Genomic DNA, 25213 nt, shown 5'->3' with positions numbered 1-25213 from the left:
GCGGGCGCCGGCTCTCCTCACGGCGGGCCGGACGCGGACAGCGCCAGGCCCGCCCGTGACAACGTTTTCAGCACGGTCACGCCAGGGCGCTGACCAGGCCGATCGCCAGCGCCGTCCGGTCGGGGATGTGCTCCACCAGCACGTGCTCGTGCCGCGCGTGCGCCCCGTCGCCGATCGCCCCCATGCCGTCCAGCACCGGGCGCCCGAGCGCCGAGACGAAGTTGCCGTCGCTGGCGCCGCCGACCGCCGCCTCGTCCAGCAGCCATCCGAAGCCGGCCGCCACCTCCCGCGCCTCCTTGAACAGCTGCTGGGAGGCCGGGTTGGGCGTCATGGGCGGCCGGTTCCACTCGCCGGTCGACGAGATCGACACCCTCGGGTCCGATGCCCTCAGCCGGAGGAACACCTCGTCGATCCGGTCCATCTCCGCGGGATCGCGCACGCGTACGTCCACGCCGCAGGTCGCCCGCCCCGCCGCGACGTTGCGGCCGGTGCCGCCGCCGATCAGGCCGACGTTGACCGTGGTGCCGCGCTCGGGCGAACCCGCTGCGGCCAGCGTGGTGACGACCTCGGCCAGCGCGTGGATCGCGCTCGCCCCCGCGTACGGGTCGAGCCCCGCGTGCGCCTCGACCCCGGTGGCGCTCACGTTGAACAGCCCCACGCCCTTGCGCGCGGTCTTGAGCGCGCCGTCCATGGACGCCTCGAAGACCAGCGTGGCCAGCGCGTCGATGCCGGCCGCCTCGATGTGCTCGCGCGAGGCCGGGCTGCCGATCTCCTCGTCCCCGTTGAACAGGTAGCGCACGCTCGGGTGCGGCAGGCCCAGCTCCCGCAGGCCGCGCAGCGTCCAGATCGACTGCACGAGCCCCGTCTTCATGTCGAACACGCCGGGCCCCGTGGCCTTGTCGTCCACCACCGCGAAAGGCCACGACCGCAGCGTCCCCGTCGGCCAGACGGTGTCGTAGTGGCAGAGCATGAGCACCGTGCCCGGGGCGGTGCCCTGGTAGGTGAGCTCCAGGATGTCGCCGTGCTGCCCGCCCTCGTGCAGGATCTCGTCGTCGGGCGTCCCGAGCCGCCCGACGGCTCTGGCCCTGATCTCGCGCAGACCCTTGACCAGCATGGCCTTGTCGTAGCTGTGGGTCTCCAGCTCGACCACGGCCTTCAGGTCGTCGAGCATGGCCGGGAGGGCCTGCCGGGTCCAGTCGATGATCAAAACAAAGGTCCTTCCGAGGGCTGCCGCATTACGGTCAACCATTACACGGGGTCACGACTCATCATGACAAGTCGAGATTGCCGGTGGTTTACCGCGTGCGCCGCATCCTCAGGCGTTTGCGGATGGCTCGGGGACCGCCGCGGGCTCGCGCAACGGCAGCCGTACCTCGAACCAGGTGTCACCCGGCTTCGAGCGCACCTTGATCTCCCCGCCGTGCCGCCCGGCCACGATCCGGTAGGAGATGTCGAGACCCAGCCCGGTGCCCTCGCCCACGGTCTTCGTGGTGAAGAACGGCTCGAAGATGCGGTCCCTGATCGCCTCGGGAACGCCCGGACCGGTGTCGCCGATCTCGACGATCGCCTCGTCCTCGTCGTGCGCGGTGCGGATGGTCAGCGTGCCCGACTCGCCCATGGCGTCGAGCGCGTTGTGCATCAGGTTGGTCCACACCTGGTTGAGCTCGCCCGCGTAGCAGGGGATCAGCGGCAGCGTGCGGTCGTAGTCGGTGACCACCGTGACGCCCGGCGCGATCTTGCCGCGGAAGATCGCGACCGTGCTGTCGAGCAGGTCGTGCACGTCGACCATCTGGAACGGGGCCCGGTCCATCTGGGAGTACTGCTTGGCCGAGCGGATCAGCGAGGTGATGCGCTCGGTCGCCTCGGTCACCTCGCTCAGCATCTGCGAGATCTCGATCGCGTCGGCCAGCCAGCGCAGCGCGGCCGGGGTGTGCTCCTCGCCCACCTTGCCGCGGATCTTCCTCAGGTCGTCGCCGGAGAACCCGGCGTTGACCAGCGCCGGCGCCAGGTCCCACGCGTCCTCGACGCCCGCCTCGTCCAGCTCCTCGCCGAGCGCGTCCTCGGCGTCGGAGATCTCCATCGGCGAGCGCTGCTGCCTGCCCAGGGCTTCGGTGCAGTGCTCCTGGACCTCGACCAGCGTGCGGAGCTTGTCGGGCGCGATGCCGTCCTGGGCGAGCTGGGCGAGCTGCAACCGCGAGGTCCGCAGCAGCGTGCGCAGCTCGCTGACCGCGCGTACGGCGGCCGCGGCCGGGTTGTTCAGCTCATGGGTGAGCCCGGCCGTGATCGTGCCGAGCGCGGTGAGCCGCTGCCGCCGGTCGATGATCTCCCGCTGCATCCTGCCGCCCGACAGCAGGCCGTCGAGCAGGTGCATCGCCATGGGGAACCACTCGGCCACGATGTAGGCGAACTTCTTGGCCGGCAGCATGAAGATCCGCGACGGGGCCGTGGCCCGCAGCGTGTGCTGGTAGGTCTGCGGCGCCCGCTCGCCGAGGTAGGCCGAGGTGGCGCCGCCGTAGACGCCGGGCTGCGAGGTGCGGGGCATGGCGACGGTGCCGGCGCTGACCGTCTCGCTGATCATCTGCACCTCGCCCTCGATCAGCACCGCGAAGCACTCCGCCGGCTCGCCCTGCCGCACGATGTCCTCGTCCTGCGCGTACGTCTGTACCGCGCCGCTGCCGGCGAGCTTGGTGAGCTGCTCGTCGGTCAGCCGCTCGAACAGGAAGAGTTTGCGCATCTCGTCGATGTCGATGCTCGTCTGCCGGCTCATTGCTTCTCCAGGTAGCGGTGCACGAGCGCGACGGCCATCGCGCCCTCCCCGACGGCGGAGGCCACTCTCTTGATCGACTCGGCGCGTACGTCGCCCGCGGCCAGCACCCCTGGCACGTTCGTCTCCAGGTAGTACGGCTCGCGCCGCAGCGGCCAGTTGCGCGGCCGCCGTCCGCCCTGCACCAGGTCGGGCCCGGTCAGCACGAATCCCCGCGCGTCCCGCTCGATCGTCTCCCCGAGCCAGGACGTGTACGGCTCGGCACCGATGAACACGAACAACCACTGGGCGTCGACGTCGCGCTCCTCGCCCTTGGACGACAACCTCAGCCGCTCCAGGTGGTCGCTGCCGCCGCCGCCGACGACCTCCGTCTGGAGGTGCACCTCGACGTTGGGCAGCGCGGCGATCTGCTCGATGAGGTAGTGAGACATGGACTTCTCCAAACCATCACTCCTCACCAACAAGTGGACCTTGCTCGCGAATCCCGACAGGTAGACGGCCGCCTGTCCGGCCGAGTTGGCCGCGCCCACGATGTAGACCTCGGTGTCCTTGCACGACGGGGCCTCGGTCAGGGCCGCGCCGTAGAACACGCCCCGGCTCACGAACTCGTCGAGTCCCGGGGCCTCCAGCCGGCGGTAGGTGACGCCGGTCGCCAGGATCACCGCGTGGGCCGCGATCTCCCCGCCGTCCCTGAACCCGATCACCCGCGCCTGCCCGCGCGGCTCCAGCATGGTCACCTTCCGCGCGGTCAGCAGCTCCGCCCCGAACTTGAGCGCCTGCCTGCGCGCCCGGTCGGCCAGCTGCTGGCCGGAGACGCCGTCGGGGAACCCCAGGTAGTTCTCGATACGGGAGCTCTGGCCGGCCTGGCCGCCCGACGAGTACGCCTCGACCATCACCGTGTTGAGCCCCTCCGACGCGCCGTAGACGGCCGCTCCGAGCCCGGCCGGCCCGCCGCCCACCACGATCAGGTCGTAGAAGTCGGTGGCCGGAGTGGTGGACAGCCCCACCGCCGTGGCCAGCTCGGACTGGTCGGGCGACTCCAGCGTGGTGCCGTCGGCGGTCACCACCAGCGGCAGGTGGCAGCCCTCGCCGGCCGCGCTCACCAGCTGCGCGCCCTCCGGGTCCTCGGCCAGCATCCACTGGTACGGCACGTGGTTGCGGGCCAGGAAGTCGCGCACCTTGTAGGACGGCGCGGACCAGCGGTCGCCCACCACGCGCAGCTCCGACCGCTCGATCCTGTCGGTGCGCAGCCAGGCGTCGAGCTGCCCGTCGATCACCGGGTAGAACTTCTCCTCCGGCGGATCCCACGGCTTGAGCAGGTAGTGGTCGAGGTCGACCACGTTGATCGCCTGGATCGCGGCGTCGGTGTCGGCGTAGGCCGTCAGCAACACCCGGCGCGCGTACGGGTACAGGTCCATCGCGGCCTCGAGGAACTGCACGCCGTTCATCTGCGGCATGCGGTAGTCGGCCAGGATGGCCGCCACCTCGACGCCGCGCAGCCGCATCTCCCTGACCGCCTCGATGCCGTCCCTGGCCGCTTCCGCGCGGACGACCCGGTAGTCCTGGCCATAGCGGCGTCTCAGGTCACGGGCGACTGCCCGCGAGACGCCCGGGTCGTCGTCCACCGTCACGATGACCGGCTTCTCCATGCCGTTACGCCCCTGCCTTATCGCACTCCGTCCCTTAAGGGAAGGATGTCATGTGCTGAGCGCTGCCTGAGCACCCGCTCCACCAGGTCCGCGCAAGGCCTTCGAGCAGGCCTTCCACAGCCACGGCAGTCAGGCGATGACGTGGCTCTCCCCGCCGTCGACCAGCAGCGAGACCCCGTTCACGAACGACGCCCGCTCGCCGGCCAGGAACGCCACCACGTCGCCGACCTCCTCGGCGCGCCCGATGCGGCCGACGGGCACGGACTCGCCCCGCTGCCGCAGCGCCTCCTCGCCGCCCGCCAGCTCCCGCAGCCGCTCGGTCTCGATCGGGCCCGGCATCACGTTGTTGACCAGCACGCCGTCACGGCCGACCTCGCGGGCGAGCGTGCGCACCACGCCGGCCACGGCCGAGCGGGTGGCGTTGGACAGCGCCAGGCCGTCGATCGCCTCCCGGGCCGACCTGCTGGTGACCGTGACGATCCGGCCCCAGCCGCGGGCGCGCATCTCAGGCAGGACGGCGTGGATCAGGCGTACGGTGCCGAGCAGGTTGCGCTGGATCGCGACGTCCCACTCCTCCAGCCCCACCTCGTCGAACCGGCCGGCCGGCGGGCCGCCCGCGTTGGCCACGAGGATGTCGATCGGGCCGAGCACGTCGCGGGTCTCCTCGACCACCCGCCTGGCGGTCGCCGGATCCTCCACGTCGGCCAGCACGGCGTGCACGACCTTGCCGTATTCCTGCAGCTCCACCACCGCGTCCGCGAGCCGTTCCGGGCTGCGGGCGCTGACGCAGACGTCGCAGCCCTCGCGCGCGAGGCTCTTGGCCGCGGCGAGCCCGATGCCCGCGCTGCCTCCGGTGACGAGGGCGACCTTGCCCGAGATGCCGAGATCCATCAGAGCCTCCTAAGGGGACCGTCGCCTTCGGGCGATCGGGGAATCGGGAGCGGGAGGGCCGCCAGGGCTTGAGCGTGCAGTGGCAGATCCTCGGACATTGTCGCCACCTCCGGATAGGATCGAGCTTGTGCTTTCGGGCATCGGTCAGGGCTTGGCCGTCGTCTCCGGCGCAAGCGGGGCGAGAAGCCGCTCCCTTCAGGAAGCGGAGGAGTCACAGGCGTGACTATAGGTCGTGGGAGCGCCCGGACCGGCAAGGCCGGGCGTCACATCTTGTGCACGCGTACAAGCTTGTCCGGGTTGAGAATGGCGTAGATGTCCGTGATGCGGCCGTCGTGGACGTTCACCAGCACGATCTGGTCGCCTTCCTCCGAGCGCGTCCAGAACGCCGGGCTGCCGTTGACGTCCAGCAGCCGCACGTCCGTGAACGCGTAGCGGTGCACCAGCGCGGACAGGAAGGCCAGCACCTTGCGCCGGCCGGCGACCGGCCGCAGCGCCGCCTTGACCTTGCCGCCGCCGTCGTTCCACGAGACCACGTCCTCGTGCAACAGCTCGGTGAGCGCGTCCATGTCGCCGCCCTTCGCCGCCTCCATGAACTTCACCAGCAACTCGGTGTGGTCCGCCGTCGACGGCTGGAACCTGTCACGCCCCTCGGCGAGCCGCGTGGACGCCCGGTGGTGCAGCTGCCTGGCGTTGGCCACGGAGGATTCGACGATCTCGGCGATCTCGGCGTACGGCAGCTCGAACGCCTCCCGCAACACGAACACCGCCCGCTCCGGCGGCGAGAGCCGCTCCATCATGTGCAGGGTGGCGAAAGAGACGGTGTCGCGCAGCTCGGCGGTGTCCAGCGGGCCGGCCTCCGACGTCAGCACCGGCTCGGGCAGCCACGGCCCGGTGTAGGCCTCCCGCTTGACCCGCGCGGAGCGGAGCTGGTCGAGGGCCAGCCGCGAGACCACGGTCACCAGGAACGCCCGCGGCTCCCTGATCGCGTCGTGGCCGGTGCCCTGCCAGCGCAGCCACGCCTCCTGCACGACGTCCTCGGCGTCCCACATGCTGCCGAGCAGGCGGTAGGCCAGCCCGAGCAGCATGGGCCGGTGCTCCTCGAAGTCCACGCTGGCATCATGCCCCGTCACCCCGGCGGGAGGTGCGCCGGGGGTGGCCGGTGCGGGGACGTGACGGTTCACGGGTGGTAATGCCGCGGCAAGCATGATGGGCTGGACGGGTGGCGAGAAATCTGATCCTCTCAGGGGGCCTGTTCCACGACTTCGCCGCCACGTCGGAGGCACTCGCCGGAGTGCTCTCCGAGGTCGGGGTCGAGTCGGAGATCACCGAGGACATCGCGGGAGCGCTGAGCGAGCCGTCGGAGGTCCAGCTCATCACCGTCAACGCGCTGCGCTGGCAGATGGGTCACGACCGTTTCGCCGGCCAGCGGGCCGCCCGGGCCTTCTCGTTACCGGCCGAGGCCCGCACCACCCTGCTCGACCACCTCGACCGGGGCGGCGGGCTGCTGTGCATGCACACCGCGTCGATCTGCTTCGACGACTGGCAGGGCTGGCCGCGGGTCCTGGGCGGCTGCTGGAGCTGGCCCAAGTCCCACCATCCGCCGCTGGGGTGGACGGGGGTGCGGGTGCACGGCGGGCATCCCGTGGTCGAGGGCCTGCGCGACTTCGACGTGGTCGACGAGGTCTACAGCGACCTCGACGTGCTGCCCGACGTCAGGCCGCTGGCCTCGTCGAACGGCCAGCCGCTCGTCTGGGCGCGGCAGGTCCGGCGTGGCCGGGTGCTCTACGACGCGCTGGGTCACGACACCAGGTCCTACGACAACGAGATCCACCGCACGCTGCTCCAGCGGGCGGCGTTGTGGCTGCTCAAACGGCCCGTCACGATCCGCGAGTGACGTGTCCGGAAGCTACAAGACCAGGGGCGGCGATCCGGGCACGATGACGGTATGAACGTGAATCTCTCCGCGATCCCCGGCTTCCTGGCCGGGCACGCGCGTGTCCTTGACCGCCGCCGCTACGACCTGCTGACGGGCGAGGGCGACGCCGCCTCCGTGCTGGCCGCCCTCGACGCCTACCGCAATCCCGACGGCGGCTACGGCTGGGGCCTGGAGCCCGACCTGCGCGCCCCCGAGAGCCAGCCGGGAGCGGCGCTGCACGCCTTCGCGGTGTTCGGGGACGTCGCCCCGCACGTCACGCCCCGCACCTCGCCGCACGCCGCGGCGTTGTGCGACTGGCTGGACTCGGTGACGCTGCCCGACGGCGGGCTGCCGTTCTCGTTGCCGCTCACGGTCTCCGAGGCCAGCGCGCCCTGGTGGCTGAGCGGCGACCCGGCCGTCTCGTCCCTGCAGATCACCTCCGTGACCGCGGCCGCGGCTCACCAGGTCGCCGCGTACGACCCGGCCGTCGCCGCGCATCCGTGGCTGGAGCGGGCCACCCGCTTCTGCCTCGACGCGATCCAGCGGCTGGAGGGCATGCCGCACGCGTACGTGCTGCTGTTCTCCGTGCGCTTCCTCGACGCCGTCCACGACAGCCGGCCGGAGGCGGCCGGGCTGCTCAAGCGGCTGGGCGGCCACATCCCCGCGGACGGGCGGGTGCCGGTCGAGGGCGGCACCGAGGCCGAGGCGCTGCGGCCGCTCGACTTCGCGCCCCTCCCAGGGAGCCCGGCCCGCGGCCTGTTCGAGCCCGAGGTGATCGCCGCCGATCTCGTGCGGCTGGCGGGGGAGCAGCAGGACGACGGCGGGTGGGTCGTCGACTTCGCCCGCATCTCGCCCGCCGGGGCGCTCGACTGGCGCGGGGACGTCACGGTCGGCGCCGTGCGCACACTGCGGGCCAACGGCATGGTCTAGCCGGCATGGGGTTCGTCAGAATCCGGAGGGGCGTCCCGGCGCGAGATCGTGGTTCTCGTCCCCCTCGAGCGGAGGGGTGAACACGCAGATGAGCCGCATCCCGCCGGCCGAGGTCAGGCGGTGTTCCTCGCCCGGGTCCGGTGCGTAGAGCGTGCCCGGGGCGATGGTGAACAGCCCGCCGGCCGTCTCGACCCGGCCCTCGCCCTCGACGCAGTAGCGGGCTTCGAGATGCCGGTCGTAGCGGAGGAGGGTGGTCGTGCCCGGACGCACGCGGGTGTCGGTGAGCGTGTAGCCGCGTCCGTCGGCCGCGACGAGGAGGCGGCGGCTCGTGCCGTTGGTCCAGTCGACGTCCCGCGCGGATCCCAGCACGTCGTCGAGCGTCCGGATGAGCATCGTGACTCCCGTGCGGTCAGGGCCACACCACACCGTTGCGCACGGTGTCGATGCGGTGGTCGCTCACGTGTCCTTCGAACAGGCGCGTCCCGAGACCGTACGCCTGGGCCAGCGGATCGGCAGGGTCGCGCGCCACCTCCCCGCGCGAGTTGGCGACGCCGCGCACGACGCCGACCAGGTCGTGGTGGAGGTAGCGGGCGAGCTCCTGCATCTGCGCGGTGACGCCGACCATCGAGCCCGGGTAGGTCTCCTCGGAGCTCACCACGACGGCCATCCGCTTGCCGACCAGGCGCCGCGTGACTTCAGCGCTGTCGGGGTAGCCGGCCTTGATGTAGCAGAAGAGGCGATCGATGAAGATCTTCAGCTGTCCCGCGACGCCGTACCAGTAGAGCGGGGTGGCGAGGACGAGCGCGTCGGCCGGAAGGACCTGCCGCCGCAGCAGCGTTTCGTAGCCGTCCCCGATTGAGCATGCTCCGTCAGCCTGCCGGCACGTGCGGCAGTCGCGCAGCGGCGCCGCGACCGCATCGGTCAGGTCGGCGAGCTCGACCTCGTGCCCGCGGCTCGCCGCACCCTCGAGAACGGTCTCCGCCAGCAGGCGGGAGTTGCCGTCCTTGCGGGGGCTCGCGCTCAGGGCGAGGGCCTTCATGAGCCGTGCACCTCTTCCTCTTCTCGGTGTCTGTGCCCGGATCCCATCGTGCCGTCCGCGAACCGTGAAGACAATCAAATGATTACGGTCGGTAATGGTAAGTTGATGTGCATGGTTGATCCGGCTCGCCTGAAGGTGCTCGTGGCCCTGCACGAGCAGGGCACGCTCCACGCCGCGGCCGCCACGCTGCACATCTCTCCGTCGGCCGCCTCGCAACAACTGGCGACGCTGACCCGCGAGGCGGGGGTGCCGCTCGCCGAGGCCGACGGCCGCAAGCTGCGCCTCACCGACGCCGGCCGCGTGCTCGTCGACCACGCCTATGCCATGCTCGCGCTTCTCGAGCGGGCGATGGGAGAGATCCAGTCCACCGTGGACGGCGAGCTGGGGCGGATCACGGTGGGCTCCTTCCCCTCGACGATCTCGTCCCTGCTCATTCCGGCGGCGCTCCTGATCCGCGACAGCCGTCCCCGGCTGCGGGTCGACATCCGCGAGGTCGCGGTGCCCGGCTGCCTCGACCAGCTCGCCGGCGGAGATCTCGACGTGGTCGTCGCGGTGGAGGCCGAGGGGGCGCCCTCCGGCGACGACGCGAGATACACCAGGGTCGAGCTGGGCACCGACGACTTCGACCTCGCCCTGCCGATCGCGCACCCGTCGGCGCGCGCGCCGGCCACCGCCCTGTCGCTGCTCCAAGGTGAGCAGTGGGTCAGCACCCTCGAAGGCGACGCCTGCGACCGCCTGCTGCACCTCGCCTGCGCCTCCGCCGGCTTCCGCCCGCGGGTGCGGCATCGCGCCGGCGACTGGACGGCGATCCTGGCCCTGGTCGAAGCGGGGATGGGCGTCGCCTTCATCCCCCGCGCCGCACGGCTGCCCATCCCCGCGGGGGTCGTCACCGTGGCCCCGACCGGGCACGACATCCGGCGGCACATCTACGCGGCGGTCCGGCGGGGGGCGGAGGCCCGGCCGGCGATCGCCGCGTATCTCGCGGCGCTCAGGACCGTCGCGTCGCCGGCGCGGGCCTACGAGCCGAGGCGGGCGGCCGACTCCGACTCCTGAGCCATCCTGCGCAGGGCGTCGAACGCCCGGCCGTAGAGGACCGTGCCGAGCACCAGGGCCTCCACGGCGGCGTCGCGCGGGCCGTCGAACGGGATCTTGTCCATCTCCACCTCCGACACGAGCTTCCTGGCGGCCTCGACGTAGGGCGCCAGGTCCACGGCCACGCCGAGCTGGCGCATCCTGACCAGGGTCTGGGCCAGCTCGTCGCGGGCGGGGGCGTGGGACGTGACGTCCCAGCCGAGCTCCTCGACGAGGTGGTCGACCTCGTCGCGGGCCTGCTGCCAGTCCTCCCCGGGCTCCGGCTGGGCGCCGGGGCTCAGGGCGTAGTGGGCGGTGCCCAGCATCTCGTGAAAGGGCAGCGACGCGTCGTCGACGGCGGCGACGACCTTCTTGATGGAGGACACGGAGAGCCTGCCCACGTCGAGCAGGGCGCGGATCAGGCGGAGCCGGCGCAGGTGCGACTCGTCATATTCGGCCCGCGTCGCGGCTGTCTGCAGGCCCTGGTGGAGCATGCCCTCACGCAGGTAGTACTTGATCGTGGGGATGGCCACGCCGGAACTGGCGCTCAGTTCGGAGATGCGCATCGGTAGATAATACCGCTATCCAGATCGGGCCAGATGGCGGGCCGCGCTGACCAGCTCCTGCACGTCGGCCTGCCGGTTCCAGAGGAAGACGACTTCCAGGGGTGGGACGTCCTCCTTGATAGGGATGAATGCCAGCGCGTCAGGGATTTTCGTGCCTTCGTGGACGCAGAGGGCGTAGCCCGCGCCCGACTCCACCATGTCGATGACCAGGTCGTGCGTGGCCGCCGACGGGCCGAGGCGGGGGTGCAGGCGGTGGCGTACGAACCCTTCGAGGAAACGGCGGGCGCCCGCCACCGCGTCGGACTCCGGCATGAGCAGGGGCTCCGACGCCAGGTCCGCCAGCGACAGCGCCCCGGCGGCGGCCAGGGGATGGGCGCGCGGCAGCAGCGCGCGCACCGGGAAACGGTGGACGAGCATCCGGGCCACGCCTCTCGGCATGGAGCCGGGCGCGTAGCCGAGCCCCGCCTGCAGCGCGCCGTCGGCGATGGAGACGATCTGCTCGGCCGTCCCCATGGGGGCGACGCGCAGGTTGCCGTTCTGCAGCTGGGACAGCAGGCGGGCCACCACGTCGGTCAGCCCGTCGGCCACGCCCAGGCGCGCGACGTGGCCCTCGCTCCTGGCGGCGGTCACGGCCCGCTCGAAGGCGTCGACCGCGACGGTGGCCTGGGCCAGGAACGCCTCGCCCGCCTCGGTGAGCCGCACCCCGCTCGGCGAGCGGCTGAACAGCTCGACGCCGATCTCCTTCTCCAGCGCCCTGAGCTGCTCGGACAGTGTGGGCTGGGAGATGTGCAGTGCGGTGGCGGCCCGGCGCAGGGAGCCCGCGCGCGCGATCGCCAGGGCGTAGCGGACGTAGCGTAGATCCATCGCTCACCTCGGGCGTGATGATGATGGGCTATCGGTTGATCGAACCTCGGTATTACAAGCGGCGATAGCTTCCGTGAAGATACACAGTTATCCGCCGCCGCCGATCTTCCGGTGATGCGCGGTGATCCGCTGTTCAGGCGGCTGATCCCGGGGTTCGTACCGGTCCGGGGGCACGGGCTTCGGACGGGGGAGGCGGTCGTTACGGGTGTCCGTAAACCCGGGATGCGGCCTGTTGAGCAAGCGCTTGTCTCAGCGGGTGCGGCCGGTTAGCGTGATCGGCGAGGCGCTGACGGCATGGCTCCGCCGGCCTCGCCGGAGCGGATGGCGGGCCCTACCGGGGACGCCGGAGGAGGGAACATGCAGCCGTTCGCGGGGCGTGCGGCCGTGGCCGGGATCGGCATGACGGCCCTGACCAGGGAGTCCGGGCGCACCGAGGAGGAGCTCGCGGCCGAGGCGTGCCGGGCGGCCTGCGCGGACGCCGGGATCGCGCCGCGCGAGGTGGACGCGGTGCTCAGCTACCACATGAACGACTCGGCGCCGGCCGTGCGGGTGGCCAGGGCGCTCGGGATCGAGCGGCTCGGCTGGCACAACGACATCGCCGGCGGGGGCACGCAGGCGGCGTCCATCCTGGGTGACGCGGCGATGCTGATCCAGGCCCGCCTCGCCCGCAACATCCTGATCTACCGGGCGCTCAACGGGCGTTCCGGCACGCGCATGAACACCGCCCCCACCGGCATCTCCACTGGCATCTCCACGTACGGCCTGGCGGGCCCGATCCCGCTGTTCGCCATGGCCGCCACCCGCTACCTGCACGACACCGGCCTCGCCGCCGAGCACCTGCACGCCGTCGTCGCCCAGTCCAGGCAGAACGCCGCGGCCAACCCCCGCGCCCTGCGCCGCGACCCGCTCACCCTCGACGCCTACCTGGCCAGACCGTACGTCTGCACCCCGCTGCGCACGGTCGACTGCTGCCAGGAGACCGACGGGGCGTGCGCGCTGCTGGTCAGCGCCGTGCTCGACGGGCCGCGCGTGCACGCCGCGGTGCGAGGGGGAGGGCCGGGCTGCTCGTCGATGGACCGCGCGCCCGACGCCGGCACGATCTTCTCCGCGTACGTGGCCCCGATGGTGTGGGACGCCTCCGGGATGCGGCCCGCGGACGTGGACGTGGCGCTGCTGTACGACGCCTACTCGTGGCTCGTGCCCAGGCAGCTGGAGGACTTCGGCTTCGCGGCGCGCGAGGAACTCGGGACGTACCTGATGGAGCGGCGGCACGCCTGGGTCAACCCGCACGGCGGCCTGCTCTCCGAGGGATACGTGCACGGGCTGAACAACGCCGCCCAGGCCGTCAGGGAACTGCGGGCCGGGCGATCCGTGGCGCTCGTGACGGGGTTCGGCGGGAGCTACGGGAGCGCCGCGCTGCTCGTGAGGTGAAAAATCAGCTGAAATCGCGGCGGACGTGGTCGCCGAGACCTTCGCCATCGTATGGCGCCGGATCGACGCCCTGCCGCCCGGCGGGCAGGCCCCGCTCTGGCTGTACGGAGTGGCCAGGAACGTGCTGGCCAGCCACCGCCGCGGCCAGGCCAGGCACCGGCACAGGAACGCGGAGCTCGACACCGAGATCGCCGACCTCTACGGCCACTCGCCCGAGAGCGGCGTCGAGCTCGGCACGATCGCGCGGGCCTTGCGCGAACTGCCCGACGACGACCGCGAGCTGATCTCGCTCGTCGCCTGGGAGGGCCTGGACCACGGGGAGATCGCCAAGGTATTCGGCTGCTCGCGCAACGCCGCGCGCATCCGGCTCTACCGGGCGCGCAAGCGCCTGTCCAAGGCGCTGGCAGGTGCCTGCGTCTCCGTGGGCGGCGTCGTCATGGAGTCGTTGTGACTTCCGCCCGTACGGACTTCAGCGAAAGGAAACCTCGATGAACGATCTGCAGCAGCTCGCCAGGGTCCGCGACGAGGACCTGGCAGGACAGGCATCCGGCGCGGGGGCCCAGGCGCTCCTCGCCTCGATCACCGGCGAAGCTCTCTCCACCGTCGCGAGCGACGCGGCGGACGCTCACGCCACCAGGGGCCTGTTCCGAACCCGTACCCGCCGCCTGGCCGCGGGCGCCGTGGCCGTCGCGGGCCTCGCCGCCGCCGCCGTGATCGGCCCGGCCGTCCTCGGCGAGCACGGTCCCGCCACCTCCTACGCCAGCTCCGCCATCGACATCGAGCTGCGCGGCGAGCGGTACGTCGCCACCATAAAGGACCCGCTCGCCGAGTACGCCGAGTACACCAAGGGGTTCGCGGCGGTGGGCCTGAACGTGCGGCTGCAGCTCGTGCCCTCGTCGCCGTCCCAGGTGGGCAAGGTCACCGGCGTGCGCGGCAGCGTCCATCCCGAGGTCAGCGGCCCCTACCAGGCGCCCATCGGCAGCGGCACCGCGCCGGCGGGCTGCACGCTCGGGCGGCCGGGCTGCGCGATGACCGTCATCGTGCGGAGCGACTACACCGGTGACGCCGTCGTCAAGCTGGGCCGGCCGGCCGAGGCGGGGGAGAGGTACCAGAACTGGGGCTTGGCGACGGCCAAGGGCGAGATGCTCGAAGGCTACGACCCCGCGGAGAAGACCGTCGGGGAGGTGCGCGCCGAAGCCCGCGACCGCGGCCTGAAGACGGTCTTCCAGGTCATCACCCCTGGCCCCGGCAACGTCGGTTACCGGATCGACCCCGAAAGCCGGCAGGCCGAGGTCGGCGACGGCTGGATCGTCTGGAAGGCGGAGTCGGAGCGGGCCGGCGTGCTGCGCCTGCTCGTCACCCGGGAACGCCTGCCTCGCAACCCCGCCGAGCCCGCCTGACCCGACCCGCGAGCCGGGCGCCGCGCCGCCTGGCCGGGGCCGGAACGGCGCGGGCGTCACCATCCGCGTGATCGTACGCATCCTGGCGCTGACCACCGTGATCTGGCACAACGACACGACCGGCCAGCCCACCGCCCGATCACTCACCCCTACGATCACTGATCCCGAAGCCCTGGGAATCAACCATCTAGGCGGGACGCGTGAAACGGGAATGGCGCGCCTCGGCCTCCCGCGGTCCCAGCAAGGGCCGCGCGGCCAGCCAGGCCGCCGCCCCCGCCGGATCTCCCGCCGTGACCGCACCCTCCAGAAGGCCTCGTACGGCGTCGCGTACGGGGCCTTCCGCCGTGAGCACGCCACCGGCCAGCACGAGGGGCAGACCGGGTTCGTGCACCCCGGAGGCGGTGCTCGCCAGCCTGGACGCGGCCTCGGCCACGATGGACAGCGCCACCGGATCACCGCCCATGGCCGCCTCGCTCACCAGCGGCGCCAACTCGGCCAGCGCGAGGGGCGGCCGAGCATGGACCGTCGCCGCCAGCCGCGCCCCCGGATCGCCACCTGGGCCGTCGGGCAGCAGCCGCCCCAGAACCAGGTCCGCCAGCAACCCCGGCCCGGCCCGACCCCTCGTGGGCGAGGGGCGTGGGACGGTGAGGGCGCGGATGGTGGCGCGGGCGGCGGCGAGGCCGATCCAGAAGGCGGAGCCCTCGTCCCCGAGCAGCCAGCCGTACCCGTCGGCGGTGCCGGCGGGGGCGTGGTCGGTGATCCTGGCCGCGATCGCCCCCGTGCCCGAGATGAGCACGGTGCCCGACGGTGAGGGGGTGCCGGCGGCGAAGGCGGTCACGATGTCTCCCGTCACGCGTACCGGCGTGGCTCCGGGTACGCCCCTGTCGCCGGTGAAGTCCGCCCCGGGCAGAAGGGCGCCGAGGACGCGCTCGGTCAGCGTCGCGCACAGCGCGGGATTGCCGGCCAAGCCCACGACCACGCCCACGACCACGCCCTCGCCCGTGCCCTCGCCCGTGCCCTCGCCCGTGCCCTCGCCCGTGAGCGGGCCCGGGCGGTGGGCCGGTCCGGGGTCCGCCAGGGTTGCGCGCACGGCGGCGGTCAGGTTGGCGGCGGCGGTGTCCATGCCGAGCGCCCCCGGATTTCCGCCGCCCGCCTGCCCCCGCCGCACCAGCGTGCCGTCCAGCGTGAACAGCGCGGCCCGCGACGAGGTGCCGCCGGCGTCGACGCCCAGAACCAGGTGCATGTCAAAAATTATTGCCGAAACGCCTTGACGGCGCCAGGCAATGAGCATAATTATCACCGCGTGGAACTACTGAGCCGCATCAGGGCCGAGCAGCACGACATGCCCGAGGCGCTGCGCAAGGTCGCCGATGCGATTCTCGCCGCTCCGGCGGAGGCGGCCCGGCTGACCATCGTCGACCTGGCCGAGCGGAGCGCCACGTCCACGGCCACGATCACCCGATTCTGCCGCGCCCTCGGCTTCTCCGGCTACGCCGAGCTTCGGGTGGCCGTGGCCACCGAGACCGGCCGGGTGGCGCAGCAGACGTGGCAGACCGACATCGGCCGCGAGATCCTGCCCGACGACAGCCTCGACCGGGTGCTGAGCGTCGTGTCGGGCAACGACATCCGCCTGATCCAGGAGACGGGCGACCAGCTCGACCTGGCCGTGGTGGAGAAGGTCGCGCAGGCCGTGGCCAGGGCCGGGCGAGTGCTGTTGTTCGGGGTGTCGAGCAGCGCGGCCGTCGCCAGCGAGATGGAATACCGGTTGCAGCGCATGCGGGTGCCCACCTGGAGCAGGTCCGACGCCCACACCGCGCTGACCGACGCGGCGCTGCTCGGCCAGGGAGACGTGGCGATCGGCATCTCCCACAGCGGCCGGACGCGCGAGGTCATCGAGGTGCTCGCGGAGGCGGGCAGCCATGGCGCGATCACCGTGGCCGTCACCTCGCAGCCGAGGTCGCCGCTGGCCGAGGTGGCCGAGCTGGTGCTGACGACGGCGAGCCGCGCGACGAGCTACAGGTCCGAGGGTTTCGCCGCGATCCACTCGCAGCTGCTCGTCCTTGATGTCGTGTACGTGTCGGTCGCCCAGCGGACGTACGACCGGACGAAGCAGGCGTTCGACGTCACCGTACGGGCCGTGGCCGGACACCGGCTACCAGAACAGGGCCTGACAGGGCCAGGCTCACCAGAAGGGGACATATGACGGTCAACCAGCGAGTCGTCCCACAGGCTTTCGCCGAGCACATCGCGCACCTCGTCCAGGTGATCCCGAAGGATCCGGAGATCTCGCGGGCGGCCGGCCTCTTCACCAGGGCGCTGACCGCGGGCGGCGTCATCCAGGCGTTCGGGGCGGGCCACTCGGAGGCGGTCGCCATGGAGATCGCCGGCCGCGCGGGCGGCCTCGTGCCCACCAACCGGCTCGCCCTGCGCGACATCGTCCTGTACGGCGACGCGCCCAGATCCGAGCTCGACCGCTACGACCTCGAACGCGACCCCGCCATCGCCCACACGATCCTCGACCTGGCACCCGTCCAGGAGCACGACCTGTTCGTCATCATCTCCAACTCGGGCGTCAACGGCGTGGTCGTCGAACTGGCCACGCTCGTCAAGGAGCGCGGTCACGACCTGATCGCGATCACCTCGCGCGCCCACAGCGAAGCCGTCGTGTCCCGCCATCCCTCGGGCCGCCGGCTAGCCGACCTGGCCGACGTCGTCCTCGACAACCACGCCCCCTACGGCGACGCCGTCCTGCCCCTGCCCGGCGGAGGCTCCACAGCGCCCGCGTCCATCGGAGGGGTTTCCACCATCACCTCGGCCCTGCTGGCCCAGCTCGTCGTGGCCAAGACCGTCAGCAACCTGCTCGATGCCGGTGAAGTGCCACCGGTCTACCTCTCGGCCAACGTCCCGGAGGGCGACGCGCACAACCTCCGCCTGGAGGCGCTGTACGCGGGCCGCATCCGCCGTACCGCCTGACCCGGCCGCACCCACGGCGGCGCCCGACCGGCGCCGCCCTCGTACCGGCGCCTGACCGCGCCGCAGCACCGCTGATCTTCGGTACCGCACGACAGTCGGGGGACCGCCCACTCAAGGAGAACCCCACTCATGTCCCGAAATTTCGGTAAAGTCCTGCTCTCCTTAGCCATCCCCGCTCTCCTCGTCGCCGTCTCCCTGGTCGCGCCCGCCAACGCCGACCAGGCCGTCCGCCTCCAATACCGGACCAGCGCACCCGGCGCCACCACGGCCCAGGCCGAGCCCTGGCTCCAGCTCTTCAACGACGGCACCACCACCATCCCGCTCAACCAGGTCAAGATCCGCTACTACCTCACCGGCGGCGAGACCTACCGCTTCGCCTGCTCGTGGGCGGTCGTGGGATGTTCGACGGTGACCGGCCAGTTCGTCCGCCAGGCCGGCGGCGACCAGTACCTGGAAGTGGGCTTCACCTCGGGCAGCCTGGCTCCAGGCCGGACCACCGGCGACATGCAGCTGCGCTTCTACCGCTCCGACTGGCAGACGTTCACGCAGAGCGACGACTACTCCTACGGCCCCCAGACCGCCTACTCGAACTGGGACAAGGTCACCGTCTACGTCAACGGCACGCTCTCCTGGGGCAAGCCCAACGGCAGCGACCCCGACCCCACCGTCACGCCCACCGTGCCGCCCGGGCCGGGCGGCGAGCTGTTCGACGACTTCACCTACACGGGCTCGAACGACCCGCGGCTGGCCCAGCGCGGCTGGACGGTCCGCTCCAGCTCGGGTGGCCCCGGCGTGCCCGGCGCCACCTGGTCGCCCGGCGCGATCTCGTTCCCCGGCGGCCTGCTGACGCTCGACTCCTCGACGAACGGCACCCCCTCGGGCACCGTGCAGACCGAGCTGTCCACCACCAACCGCAAGTTCCACGAGGGCACGTACGCCGCCCGCGTGCGCTTCAGCGACGCGCCGACCAGCGGCCCCGACGGCGAGCACGTGGTGCAGACGTTCTTCACCATCACCCCGCTGCGCTTCAACCTCGACCCCGACTACGGCGAGCTCGACTTCGAGTACCTGCCGAACGGCGGCTGGGGCGAGCCGGCCAACATCCTCTACGCCACGAGCTGGGAGACCTACCAGGGCGAGCCGTGGCAGGCGGTGAACACCCACACGGAGGAGCGCGCGAGCTTCGCCGGCTGGCACGACCTCGTCATCCAGGTCTCCGGCGGCCGGATGAAGTATTACGTGGACGGCCGCCTCTTCGCCGACCACGGTGACATCTACTACCCCGAGACCCCGATGTGGATCATGTTCAACCAGTGGTTCATCGACCTCCAGGGAGCGACGGGCACGCGTACGTACCGTCAGCAGGTCGACTACGTCTTCCACAGCAAGAACGAGGTTCTCTCGCCCGCCGAGGTGCAGAGCCGGGTCGGCTCGCTGCGCTCGTCCGGCACCGCGTTCAAGGACACCGTCCCCAACGTGTGATCGTGCCCCGCGCCCGCCCGGGCGGGCGCGGGCCCACCCCCCAGCATCAGAAGGATCACTATGAAGTACCGCATCCTTGCCCTGGCGGCCGTGCTCGCGCTCGGCGCGTGCGGCACCGGCGCGGAGCCGGAGACCGGGGCGGCGGCGAGCGGCGCCCCCGCCGAGCTGACCGTCTGGATCATGGACGGCAGCGTCACGCAGGAGCTGTTGAAGAAGTTCGAGACCGAGCACGAGGCCGCGCGCAAGGGTGTCGACCTCGACATCCAGATCCAGGCCTGGGACGGCATCGGCGAGCGCGTCACCGCGGCCCTGGCCAGCACCGACGCGCCCGACGTGATCGAGGTGGGCAACACCCAGGTCGCTCAGTACTCGGCCAGCGGCGGCGTCACGGACCTCACCGCGAAGATCGCCGACCTCAAGGGCGAGGACTGGCTGCCAGGGCTGGCCCAGCCGGGCAACATCGACGGCAAGCAGTACGGGATCCCCTGGTACGCCGCCAACCGCGTGGTCGTCTACAACAAGGACCTGTTCGCCGAGGCGGGCATCGAGGAGCCTCCGAAAACCCGCGACGAGTGGCTGGATATCACGACAAAGCTTAATAAAGGCGGCAACCAGGGCATCTATCTGACCGGCCAGACCTGGTACGCGCTTGCCGGATTCATCTGGGACGAGGGCGGCGACCTGGCCGTCCAGGAGGGCGGCCGGTGGAAGGGCGCCCTCGACACCCCGCAGGCCCGGGCCGGCATGGACTTCTACCAGCGGCTCCAGGCCCTCGGCAAGGGACCCAAGGACGCCGACGAGGCCAACCCGCCGCAGCACGAGGTGTTCGCGCAGGGCAAGGCCGCGCAGATCATCGCCGTCCCAGGCGTCGCCGCCCGCGTGCTGGAGGTGGACGGCACGCTGAAGGGCAAGATGGGCTTCTTTCCCATCCCGGGCAAGACCGCCGGCAAACCCGGCACGGTCTTCACGGGCGGCTCCGACCTGATCATCCCGGTGGCCTCGCAACACCAGGACGAGGCGTACGAGCTGGTCAAGGCCCTGGCCGGGGAGAAGTTCCAGAAAGAGCTGGCCACGACGATGAGCTTCGTCCCCAACCGCACCTCGCTGGCCGGCGTGCTGTCGGGCGACGAGGGCACCGCCGCGATGGCGGTCGGCGCGGCCAACGGGCGGGCCACCCCGAACACCCCCAACTGGGCCGCCGTCGAGGCCACCTCGGTGATCAAGCAGTACATGACCGCCGTGCTCACCGGCGCCGACCCGGCGGTGGAGGCGAAGAAGGTCTCCGAGTCGATCACCACGACGCTGAACAGCGGATCCTGATGCGGGCTGGACACCGCTCCTTCTGGCCCTTCCTGCTCATCGCCCCCACGGTGGCAGGCGGGGCCTTCCTCCTGCTCTATCCCATGCTCAAGGCGGCGGTGATCTCGTTCCAGCACTTCCGCATGGGCGAGCTGATCAGGGGCGGCGCCACCCTCGCCGGCCTGGAGAACTACGCCGAACTGCTGGGCGGCGAGGAGTTCTGGCAGGTCGTGTGGCGCACGGTCGTGTGGACCGCGATCAACGTGGTGCTCATCGTGGTCCTGTCCACCGGCGTCGCCCTCATGCTCGTACGCCTGCGCCGCGGCCTGCGCCTGGCCCTGATGAGCGCCCTCGCCCTGGCCTGGGCCACCCCGATCATCGCGGCGACCACGATCTTCCAGTGGTTGTTCCAGTCGGAGCTGGGCGTGGTCAACTGGCTGCTGGTCACCCTCGGCCTCGACTCCTTCCAGGGCTACACCTGGTTCGCCGACGGCACGGCCACGTTCGCCGTGCTCGTGCTCCTGGTCGTGTGGCAGTCGGTCCCGTTCGCCGCGCTCACCCTCTACGCGGGCCTCACCACGATCCCCGCCGAGCTGTACGAGTCGGCGCGGATCGACGGCGGCAACGGCCGGCAGGTGTTCTGGAAGATCACCGTGCCGATGCTCAGGCAGCTGTTCGCCCTGATCACCTCGCTCGAGGTGATCTGGGTGGCCAAGTGTTTCCCGCAGATCTGGGTGCTCAGCCAGGGCGGCCCCGACGGCGCCACCACCACCCTGCCGGTCTACGCGTTCCAGGTCGCCCGCGTGCTGCACCGCTACGACCTGGGTTCGGCGGTCGCCATGCTCACGGTCGTGATCCTCGCCGTCGCCCTGGTCAGCAACCTGCGAAGGATGGTCCGCACGTGAAACGGCTCGCGCTCAACACGACGGCGGTCGCCGTGCTCGTGACGACGGTCTTCCCCGTCTACTGGATGTTCCTGACCGCGTTCAAGCCGACGCGGGACATCCAGGCGGCCACGCCGACGTTCTGGCCCGCCGATCCGACGCTCGACCACTTCGTCACCGCCGTCAGCGCGCCGGGGTTCTGGACCTACTGGCGCAACAGCCTGCTGGTGACGGTCGCGGCGGTGCTGATCGCGCTGGTGGTGGCGCTGCTGGCGGCGTTCGCGATGACGAGGATGCGCTGGCGGGGGCGGGGCGCGTTCGTGGTGGCGGTGTTCGCGGCGCAGATGGCGCCGTGGGAGGCGCTGCTGGTGCCGGTCTTCATCATCGCCAGGGACACCGAACTGCTCGACTCGCTGGCCATGCTGACCGGCGTCTACTTCATGATCACGCTGCCGTTCACGATCGTGACGCTGCGCGGGTTTCTCGCCGCCATCCCGCCGGAGCTGGAGGAGGCCGCGCAGGTGGACGGCTGCGGCCGGCTGGTGGCCTTCCGGCGGGTGGTCTTCCCGCTGCTGGCGCCGGGGCTGATGGCGACCTCGCTGTTCGGGTTCATCACGGCCTGGAACGAGTTCGCGTTCGTGAACGTGCTGATCATCAAGGACCAGGACAAGCGCACGCTGCCGGTGTGGCTCTCGTCGTTCCGCGACGTGTTCGGCACCGACTGGGGCGCCACCATGGCCGCCGCCAGCCTGTTCGCGCTGCCCGCGCTGCTGCTCTTCCTCTTCCTGCAGCGCCGCGTCGGCACCGGCATGACGGCGGGCGCGGTCAAGGGCTGACGGGCCATCGCGCCGGATCGCACACGCAGGTTCCCCGGTGCGGCACCGTGACGACCCACCGCTGCTCCCGCAGCCGTGAGACGGCCAGCCGCGCCGTGACCTTGGCGACGCCGTACTGACGCATCAGCACCTGCTCGCTGGGGATCGCCCTGTTGGGGCGGAGTTCGCCGCGTCTGATGCGGGCAGCCAGGTCATCGGCGATGATCGCATACTTGGCTCTCGTCGGCTTCGCACGAGGCACGCCGGCAGGCCCGACGAAGGTGCCCTCGCCTTGCACGGTGTAGATGAGCCCTTCCTCGCGCAGTACGTGGACCGCCCGCCTGGCCGTGGTTCTGGCGACTCCGAACTCGTACTGAATGTCGGCCTCGCTCGGCACCGGGTGTCCGGAGTCGAGCTTCGAGACCCGACGGCGGAGGATGTCGGCGATCTGGACGTGGACGTGGGTGTCCCCTTCGTAGTCGACCACGTAGGCAACATAGGCCAATGCGGCACGCTTGGGTGGCCCGTCAGACGGTGGTGAAGGTGGGATGCAGGGCCTTGGCGTCGGGCTCCGGGAGGAAGTCGCGGGCCGCCAGCCAGGCCGCCGCGCTCGCCGCGTCACCCGCCGTCGTGACCTGCTCGCCCGCGAGCAACTCCGTCACGGCCTGACGCACCGGCCCCGGGCTGGTCAGCACGCTGCCGGCGAGCACCACGGGCCCCGACGTGTGCACCCTCCTGAGCGTGGCGGCCAGGTGGCCGGCCGCCTCGCGCACGATCCCGGCGGCCAGCGGGTCGCCTTCCGACGCGGCCCGGCTGACCAGCGCCGACAACGTCGCCAGGCGCATGTGGTCGGCCTGGGCCAGGCGTACGATGCGGTCGGCGACGGCGCGCGGCGCGGCGGGCCGCTCCTCGCCGAGAAAGTGCTCGCCGACGAGAGCGACGAGCAGACCGCTCCCGGCCGCAGCGCCGCCCGCGCCAGGAGCGGGATCGCGGTCCGCGTCCGGCGGCGTGCGATCCAGGGCCGTGACCGGCAGGCCGCGGTCGAAGGCGTCGACCACCGCCTTGGCGGCCTCGCGGCCGATCCAGAAGCCCGAGCCCGCGTCGCCCAGCAACCATCCCAGCCCGTCGGCGACCGCGCCGAGCTCGAACCCGGCGATCCTGGCCGCGACCGCGCCCGTGCCCGACAGCAGCAGCGAGCCGTCCGGCTCGGGTGACCCCGCGGCGTAGGCGATCGGCACGTCGCCCATGTAACGCGGCTCCGCCTCGATGCCGTGCCCGGCCCAGACCTCGGCCAGTGCGGGCACCATCTCCTGGACGTGCCCCGCGACCCCGGCCAGCGAGGCGACCACCCGCGATCCGTCGAGGGACCCGAGCGCCTGCCCGAGCGCGGTCTCGATCGCCGAAACCGCCTTGGCCAGCCCGTGGGCGGTCGGATTGCCCGCGCCCGCCCGGGCATAGCCCACCCGCGTGCCGTCGAGCCGGTGAACGGCGACTCGCGTGGAGGTGGCTCCGGCATCGACACCGACGACTAGCGATTTCATCACGGACCGAGTCTGGGGCTTGACGTGGGCAGGAAGCAAGAATAATTTTCGCCAGAAGACCGAGTATTCGGAAGGAATATTCGTGACTTCAGGAGCGCTAGGGCGCGTCGAAACAGAGCTACCCGGTTTGCCGGAGGCGCTGCGCAGGGTGGGCGAGGTGATTCTCGGCGACCCGGCCGAGGCCGCGCGCTCGACCATCATCGCGCTGGCCGAGCGCGCCGGCAGCTCGCCCGCCACCGTGACCAGGTTCTGCCGGGCGTTCGGCTTCTCCGGCTACGCCGAGCTGCGCGTCGCCCTCGCCACCGAGACCGGGCGGGCGGCGCAGGCGGGCTGGGGAGCGGGCGTCGGCCACGAGATCGGCCCCGACGACCCGCTCGACGCGGCCATCGAGGTGATGGCCGCCGCCGACGTCCGGCTGATCCAGGACACCGCCGCCCAACTCGACCTCGACGTGGTCGCCCAGGTGGCCGCCGCCATCGTTGCCGCCCCGCGCGTCCTCCTGGTCGGCGTCTCCACCAGCGGTAACGTCGCCACCATGTTCGAAGGCCGGCTGCGCCGCATCGGCGTCCCCTGCTGGAGCGCGGGAGACGCCCACGTGGCGCTGTCGGAGGCGGCGCTGCTCAAGGACGGCGACGTGGCCGTCGGCATCAGCCACAGGGGCCGCACCCGCGAGGTCATGGAGGCGCTGGCCGAGGCCGGCAGCCACGGCGCGCTCACGGTCGCCGTCACCTCTTTCGCCCGTTCCCCGCTGGCCGAGCTGGCCGAGCTCGTGCTGACCACCGCCAGCAGGGAGACCACGTTCCGGCTCGGCGGGCTGGCCGCCGTGCACTCGCAGCTGTTCGTGCTGGACGCCGTCTACGTGGCGATCGCCCAGAGCACGTACGAACGGACCAACGAGGCGTTCGAGCGAACGATCAGCGCCGTGGAGAGCCATCGGGTGGAGAGAGGCTAGATGACGTACGCAGACAGGGTCCTCGATCTGGCGCGCCAGGTCGCGAAGAGCCAGGCCGAGCAGGTGCGCAAGGCGGCGGAACTGCTCGTGACCTCGCTCAGGGCGGACGGCGTGGTCAACGCCTTCGGCTCGGGGCATTCCGAGGCCATCGCCATGGAGATCGCCGGACGGGCCGGCGGTCTCGTCCCGAGCAACCGCCTCACGCCGAGAGACCTCGTCCTGTACGGCGGGCAGCCGCCCGGCGTCCTGACCCCGGAGCTCGAGCGTGACCCGGCGGTCGCGCGGCAGATCTACGACCTGGCGCCGGTCGCGCCGCAGGACGTGTTCGTGCTGATCTCCAGCTCGGGCGTGAACGGCACGGTCGTCGAGCTGGCGAGGATCGTCAAGGACCAGGGCCATCCCCTGATCGCGTTGACCTCGGTCAAGCACAGCACCCAGATGACCTCGCGCCACCCGTCGGGCAGCAAGCTGCTCGACCTGGCCGACGTCGTGCTGGACAACGGCGCCCCGTACGGCGACGCCCTCCTCGAGCTGCCCGGAGGCGGCAGCTACGGCGCGGTGTCCACGATCACCTCCGCGCTGCTCGCGCAGATGGTGGTCACCGAGGCGGTGGACGAGCTCGTGGCGATGGGCGAGACGCCTCCCATCTACCTGTCGGCCAACGTGGCGGGCGGGGACGAGCACAACAAGGCGCTGGAGAGCCGCTACGCAGGGCGAATCCGGCGCGGAGCATGACTAGTCAGGAGC

The 25213-nt window shown here is 71.5% G+C and carries 26 protein-coding genes and 1 pseudogene; 15 read left to right on the top strand and 12 right to left on the bottom strand.

Going from position 1 to position 25213, the window contains the following annotated elements; translation table 11 throughout:
* Positions 1–76: 76 nt before the first annotated feature.
* The 5 genes from ACZ6SA_RS04320 to ACZ6SA_RS04300 form a co-directional block, all read right to left on the bottom strand.
* Positions 77–1207, bottom strand: coding sequence for a M20 family metallopeptidase (locus tag ACZ6SA_RS04320; protein WP_465826576.1), 1131 nt, complete (start codon positions 1205–1207; stop codon positions 77–79).
* A gap of 108 nt (positions 1208–1315) precedes the next feature.
* Positions 1316–2767: an ATP-binding protein gene (locus tag ACZ6SA_RS04315; protein WP_347641468.1), complete on the bottom strand. Its 1452-nt coding sequence runs from the start codon at positions 2765–2767 to the stop codon at positions 1316–1318.
* Complete coding sequence (locus ACZ6SA_RS04310) at positions 2764–4413, bottom strand: NAD(P)/FAD-dependent oxidoreductase (RefSeq protein WP_443150135.1); 1650 nt, start codon at positions 4411–4413, stop codon at positions 2764–2766. Before ACZ6SA_RS04310 ends, ACZ6SA_RS04315 begins: the two co-directional genes overlap by 4 nt.
* Positions 4414–4542: 129 nt before the next feature.
* Positions 4543–5304, bottom strand: a complete 762-nt coding sequence (locus ACZ6SA_RS04305) for an SDR family NAD(P)-dependent oxidoreductase (RefSeq protein ID WP_347641470.1) — start codon at positions 5302–5304, stop codon at positions 4543–4545.
* 263 nt (positions 5305–5567) lie between these two features.
* The gene (locus ACZ6SA_RS04300) at positions 5568–6413 is read right to left on the bottom strand and encodes an RNA polymerase sigma-70 factor (protein ID WP_347641471.1); all 846 of its coding nucleotides are present in this window, start codon (positions 6411–6413) and stop codon (positions 5568–5570) included.
* Positions 6414–6523: 110 nt separating this feature from the next.
* On the opposite strand from ACZ6SA_RS04300, the gene ACZ6SA_RS04295 reads away from it, so the two are divergent.
* Positions 6524–7198 (top strand): ThuA domain-containing protein, encoded by a 675-nt coding sequence (locus ACZ6SA_RS04295; protein ID WP_465826574.1) that lies wholly within the window; start codon positions 6524–6526, stop codon positions 7196–7198.
* A gap of 51 nt (positions 7199–7249) precedes the next feature.
* Positions 7250–8149 (top strand): hypothetical protein, encoded by a 900-nt coding sequence (locus ACZ6SA_RS04290; RefSeq protein WP_465826573.1) that lies wholly within the window; start codon positions 7250–7252, stop codon positions 8147–8149.
* Positions 8150–8164: 15 nt separating this feature from the next.
* On the opposite strand, the gene ACZ6SA_RS04285 is transcribed toward ACZ6SA_RS04290, so the two are convergent.
* Complete coding sequence (locus tag ACZ6SA_RS04285) at positions 8165–8542, bottom strand: ectoine synthase (RefSeq protein WP_465826572.1); 378 nt, start codon at positions 8540–8542, stop codon at positions 8165–8167.
* A 16-nt stretch (positions 8543–8558) separates the two neighbouring features.
* Positions 8559–9188 carry a flavodoxin family protein gene (locus ACZ6SA_RS04280; RefSeq protein WP_347641475.1) on the bottom strand — a complete coding sequence of 210 codons (630 nt, stop codon included), beginning with the start codon at positions 9186–9188 and terminating at the stop codon, positions 8559–8561.
* Between the two features lie 111 nt (positions 9189–9299).
* Here ACZ6SA_RS04280 and ACZ6SA_RS04275 point away from each other — a divergent pair, with 111 nt between their 5' ends.
* Positions 9300–10241, top strand: a complete 942-nt coding sequence (locus ACZ6SA_RS04275) for a LysR family transcriptional regulator (protein ID WP_465826570.1) — start codon at positions 9300–9302, stop codon at positions 10239–10241.
* Here the strand turns inward: ACZ6SA_RS04275 and ACZ6SA_RS04270 are convergent.
* Both ACZ6SA_RS04270 and ACZ6SA_RS04265 read right to left on the bottom strand, forming a co-directional pair.
* Positions 10205–10825 (bottom strand): MerR family transcriptional regulator, encoded by a 621-nt coding sequence (locus tag ACZ6SA_RS04270; protein ID WP_347641477.1) that lies wholly within the window; start codon positions 10823–10825, stop codon positions 10205–10207. The genes ACZ6SA_RS04275 and ACZ6SA_RS04270 overlap by 37 nt on opposite strands.
* A gap of 15 nt (positions 10826–10840) precedes the next feature.
* Positions 10841–11689, bottom strand: a complete 849-nt coding sequence (locus ACZ6SA_RS04265; RefSeq protein ID WP_443150142.1) for a LysR family transcriptional regulator — start codon at positions 11687–11689, stop codon at positions 10841–10843.
* Between the two features lie 357 nt (positions 11690–12046).
* Between ACZ6SA_RS04265 and ACZ6SA_RS04260 the strand changes: the two genes are divergently transcribed.
* The 4 genes and pseudogenes from ACZ6SA_RS04260 to ACZ6SA_RS04245 all read left to right on the top strand — a co-directional run.
* Complete coding sequence (locus ACZ6SA_RS04260) at positions 12047–13120, top strand: thiolase C-terminal domain-containing protein (protein ID WP_465826568.1); 1074 nt, start codon at positions 12047–12049, stop codon at positions 13118–13120.
* Between the two features lie 25 nt (positions 13121–13145).
* Positions 13146–13571, top strand: coding sequence for an RNA polymerase sigma factor (locus ACZ6SA_RS04255; RefSeq protein ID WP_465826567.1), 426 nt, complete (start codon positions 13146–13148; stop codon positions 13569–13571).
* 37 nt (positions 13572–13608) lie between these two features.
* Positions 13609–14520 carry a hypothetical protein gene (locus ACZ6SA_RS04250; RefSeq protein ID WP_465826566.1) on the top strand — a complete coding sequence of 304 codons (912 nt, stop codon included), beginning with the start codon at positions 13609–13611 and terminating at the stop codon, positions 14518–14520.
* Positions 14521–14557: 37 nt separating this feature from the next.
* Positions 14558–14682, top strand: a pseudogene (locus tag ACZ6SA_RS04245) (IS982 family transposase); the annotation flags it as partial.
* A gap of 25 nt (positions 14683–14707) precedes the next feature.
* Here ACZ6SA_RS04245 and ACZ6SA_RS04240 read toward each other — a convergent pair.
* The gene (locus ACZ6SA_RS04240; RefSeq protein ID WP_465826564.1) at positions 14708–15763 is read right to left on the bottom strand and encodes an N-acetylglucosamine kinase; all 1056 of its coding nucleotides are present in this window, start codon (positions 15761–15763) and stop codon (positions 14708–14710) included.
* 60 nt (positions 15764–15823) lie between these two features.
* On the opposite strand from ACZ6SA_RS04240, the gene ACZ6SA_RS04235 reads away from it, so the two are divergent.
* The 6 genes from ACZ6SA_RS04235 (at position 15824) to ACZ6SA_RS04210 (ending at position 21994) form a co-directional block, all read left to right on the top strand.
* Positions 15824–16723 carry a MurR/RpiR family transcriptional regulator gene (locus ACZ6SA_RS04235; RefSeq protein ID WP_443150147.1) on the top strand — a complete coding sequence of 300 codons (900 nt, stop codon included), beginning with the start codon at positions 15824–15826 and terminating at the stop codon, positions 16721–16723.
* Positions 16720–17493, top strand: coding sequence for a sugar isomerase domain-containing protein (locus ACZ6SA_RS04230; RefSeq protein ID WP_465826563.1), 774 nt, complete (start codon positions 16720–16722; stop codon positions 17491–17493). Before ACZ6SA_RS04235 ends, ACZ6SA_RS04230 begins: the two co-directional genes overlap by 4 nt.
* Positions 17494–17622: 129 nt before the next feature.
* A complete protein-coding gene (locus ACZ6SA_RS04225; protein ID WP_465826561.1) occupies positions 17623–18975 on the top strand; it encodes a cellulose binding domain-containing protein in 1353 nt (450 codons plus the stop codon).
* Positions 18976–19035: 60 nt separating this feature from the next.
* Positions 19036–20295 (top strand): extracellular solute-binding protein, encoded by a 1260-nt coding sequence (locus ACZ6SA_RS04220; RefSeq protein WP_465826560.1) that lies wholly within the window; start codon positions 19036–19038, stop codon positions 20293–20295.
* Positions 20295–21179 carry a carbohydrate ABC transporter permease gene (locus tag ACZ6SA_RS04215; RefSeq protein ID WP_465826558.1) on the top strand — a complete coding sequence of 295 codons (885 nt, stop codon included), beginning with the start codon at positions 20295–20297 and terminating at the stop codon, positions 21177–21179. The genes ACZ6SA_RS04220 and ACZ6SA_RS04215 overlap by 1 nt, the downstream gene beginning before the upstream one ends.
* Positions 21176–21994, top strand: coding sequence for a carbohydrate ABC transporter permease (locus ACZ6SA_RS04210; protein WP_465826556.1), 819 nt, complete (start codon positions 21176–21178; stop codon positions 21992–21994). Before ACZ6SA_RS04215 ends, ACZ6SA_RS04210 begins: the two co-directional genes overlap by 4 nt.
* Here the strand turns inward: ACZ6SA_RS04210 and ACZ6SA_RS04205 are convergent.
* Both ACZ6SA_RS04205 and ACZ6SA_RS04200 read right to left on the bottom strand, forming a co-directional pair.
* Positions 21984–22460: a GntR family transcriptional regulator gene (locus tag ACZ6SA_RS04205; protein ID WP_465826554.1), complete on the bottom strand. Its 477-nt coding sequence runs from the start codon at positions 22458–22460 to the stop codon at positions 21984–21986. The genes ACZ6SA_RS04210 and ACZ6SA_RS04205 overlap by 11 nt on opposite strands.
* 40 nt (positions 22461–22500) lie before the next feature.
* A complete protein-coding gene (locus ACZ6SA_RS04200) occupies positions 22501–23514 on the bottom strand; it encodes an N-acetylglucosamine kinase (protein WP_465826641.1) in 1014 nt (337 codons plus the stop codon).
* Positions 23515–23596: 82 nt separating this feature from the next.
* On the opposite strand from ACZ6SA_RS04200, the gene ACZ6SA_RS04195 reads away from it, so the two are divergent.
* Positions 23597–24466 carry a MurR/RpiR family transcriptional regulator gene (locus ACZ6SA_RS04195; protein WP_347641490.1) on the top strand — a complete coding sequence of 290 codons (870 nt, stop codon included), beginning with the start codon at positions 23597–23599 and terminating at the stop codon, positions 24464–24466.
* Positions 24467–25201 carry a sugar isomerase domain-containing protein gene (locus ACZ6SA_RS04190; protein ID WP_465826553.1) on the top strand — a complete coding sequence of 245 codons (735 nt, stop codon included), beginning with the start codon at positions 24467–24469 and terminating at the stop codon, positions 25199–25201. It abuts the gene before it with no gap.
* Positions 25202–25213 lie beyond the last annotated feature (12 nt).

The organism is Nonomuraea sp. NPDC049378 (assembly GCF_055586745.1).
This window is presented reverse-complemented; position numbering and strand designations above follow the sequence as displayed.

Excerpts from the sequence above, each read along its gene's own strand:
- ACZ6SA_RS04200 (WP_465826641.1), bottom strand. The coding sequence starts at position 23,514 with ATGAAATCGCTAGTCGTCGGTGTCGATGCCGGAGCCACCTCCACGCGA.
- ACZ6SA_RS04260 (WP_465826568.1), top strand. The coding sequence starts at position 12,047 with ATGCAGCCGTTCGCGGGGCGTGCGGCCGTGGCCGGGATCGGCATGACG.
- ACZ6SA_RS04190 (WP_465826553.1), top strand. The coding sequence starts at position 24,467 with ATGACGTACGCAGACAGGGTCCTCGATCTGGCGCGCCAGGTCGCGAAG.
- ACZ6SA_RS04305 (WP_347641470.1), bottom strand. The coding sequence starts at position 5,304 with ATGGATCTCGGCATCTCGGGCAAGGTCGCCCTCGTCACCGGAGGCAGC.
- ACZ6SA_RS04280 (WP_347641475.1), bottom strand. The coding sequence starts at position 9,188 with ATGAAGGCCCTCGCCCTGAGCGCGAGCCCCCGCAAGGACGGCAACTCC.
- ACZ6SA_RS04265 (WP_443150142.1), bottom strand. The coding sequence starts at position 11,689 with ATGGATCTACGCTACGTCCGCTACGCCCTGGCGATCGCGCGCGCGGGC.
- ACZ6SA_RS04220 (WP_465826560.1), top strand. The coding sequence starts at position 19,036 with ATGAAGTACCGCATCCTTGCCCTGGCGGCCGTGCTCGCGCTCGGCGCG.
- ACZ6SA_RS04240 (WP_465826564.1), bottom strand. The coding sequence starts at position 15,763 with ATGCACCTGGTTCTGGGCGTCGACGCCGGCGGCACCTCGTCGCGGGCC.
- ACZ6SA_RS04270 (WP_347641477.1), bottom strand. The coding sequence starts at position 10,825 with ATGCGCATCTCCGAACTGAGCGCCAGTTCCGGCGTGGCCATCCCCACG.
- ACZ6SA_RS04310 (WP_443150135.1), bottom strand. The coding sequence starts at position 4,413 with ATGGAGAAGCCGGTCATCGTGACGGTGGACGACGACCCGGGCGTCTCG.
- ACZ6SA_RS04275 (WP_465826570.1), top strand. The coding sequence starts at position 9,300 with ATGGTTGATCCGGCTCGCCTGAAGGTGCTCGTGGCCCTGCACGAGCAG.
- ACZ6SA_RS04215 (WP_465826558.1), top strand. The coding sequence starts at position 20,295 with ATGCGGGCTGGACACCGCTCCTTCTGGCCCTTCCTGCTCATCGCCCCC.
- ACZ6SA_RS04230 (WP_465826563.1), top strand. The coding sequence starts at position 16,720 with ATGACGGTCAACCAGCGAGTCGTCCCACAGGCTTTCGCCGAGCACATC.
- ACZ6SA_RS04225 (WP_465826561.1), top strand. The coding sequence starts at position 17,623 with ATGTCCCGAAATTTCGGTAAAGTCCTGCTCTCCTTAGCCATCCCCGCT.
- ACZ6SA_RS04315 (WP_347641468.1), bottom strand. The coding sequence starts at position 2,767 with ATGAGCCGGCAGACGAGCATCGACATCGACGAGATGCGCAAACTCTTC.
- ACZ6SA_RS04285 (WP_465826572.1), bottom strand. The coding sequence starts at position 8,542 with ATGCTCATCCGGACGCTCGACGACGTGCTGGGATCCGCGCGGGACGTC.
- ACZ6SA_RS04290 (WP_465826573.1), top strand. The coding sequence starts at position 7,250 with ATGAACGTGAATCTCTCCGCGATCCCCGGCTTCCTGGCCGGGCACGCG.
- ACZ6SA_RS04250 (WP_465826566.1), top strand. The coding sequence starts at position 13,609 with ATGAACGATCTGCAGCAGCTCGCCAGGGTCCGCGACGAGGACCTGGCA.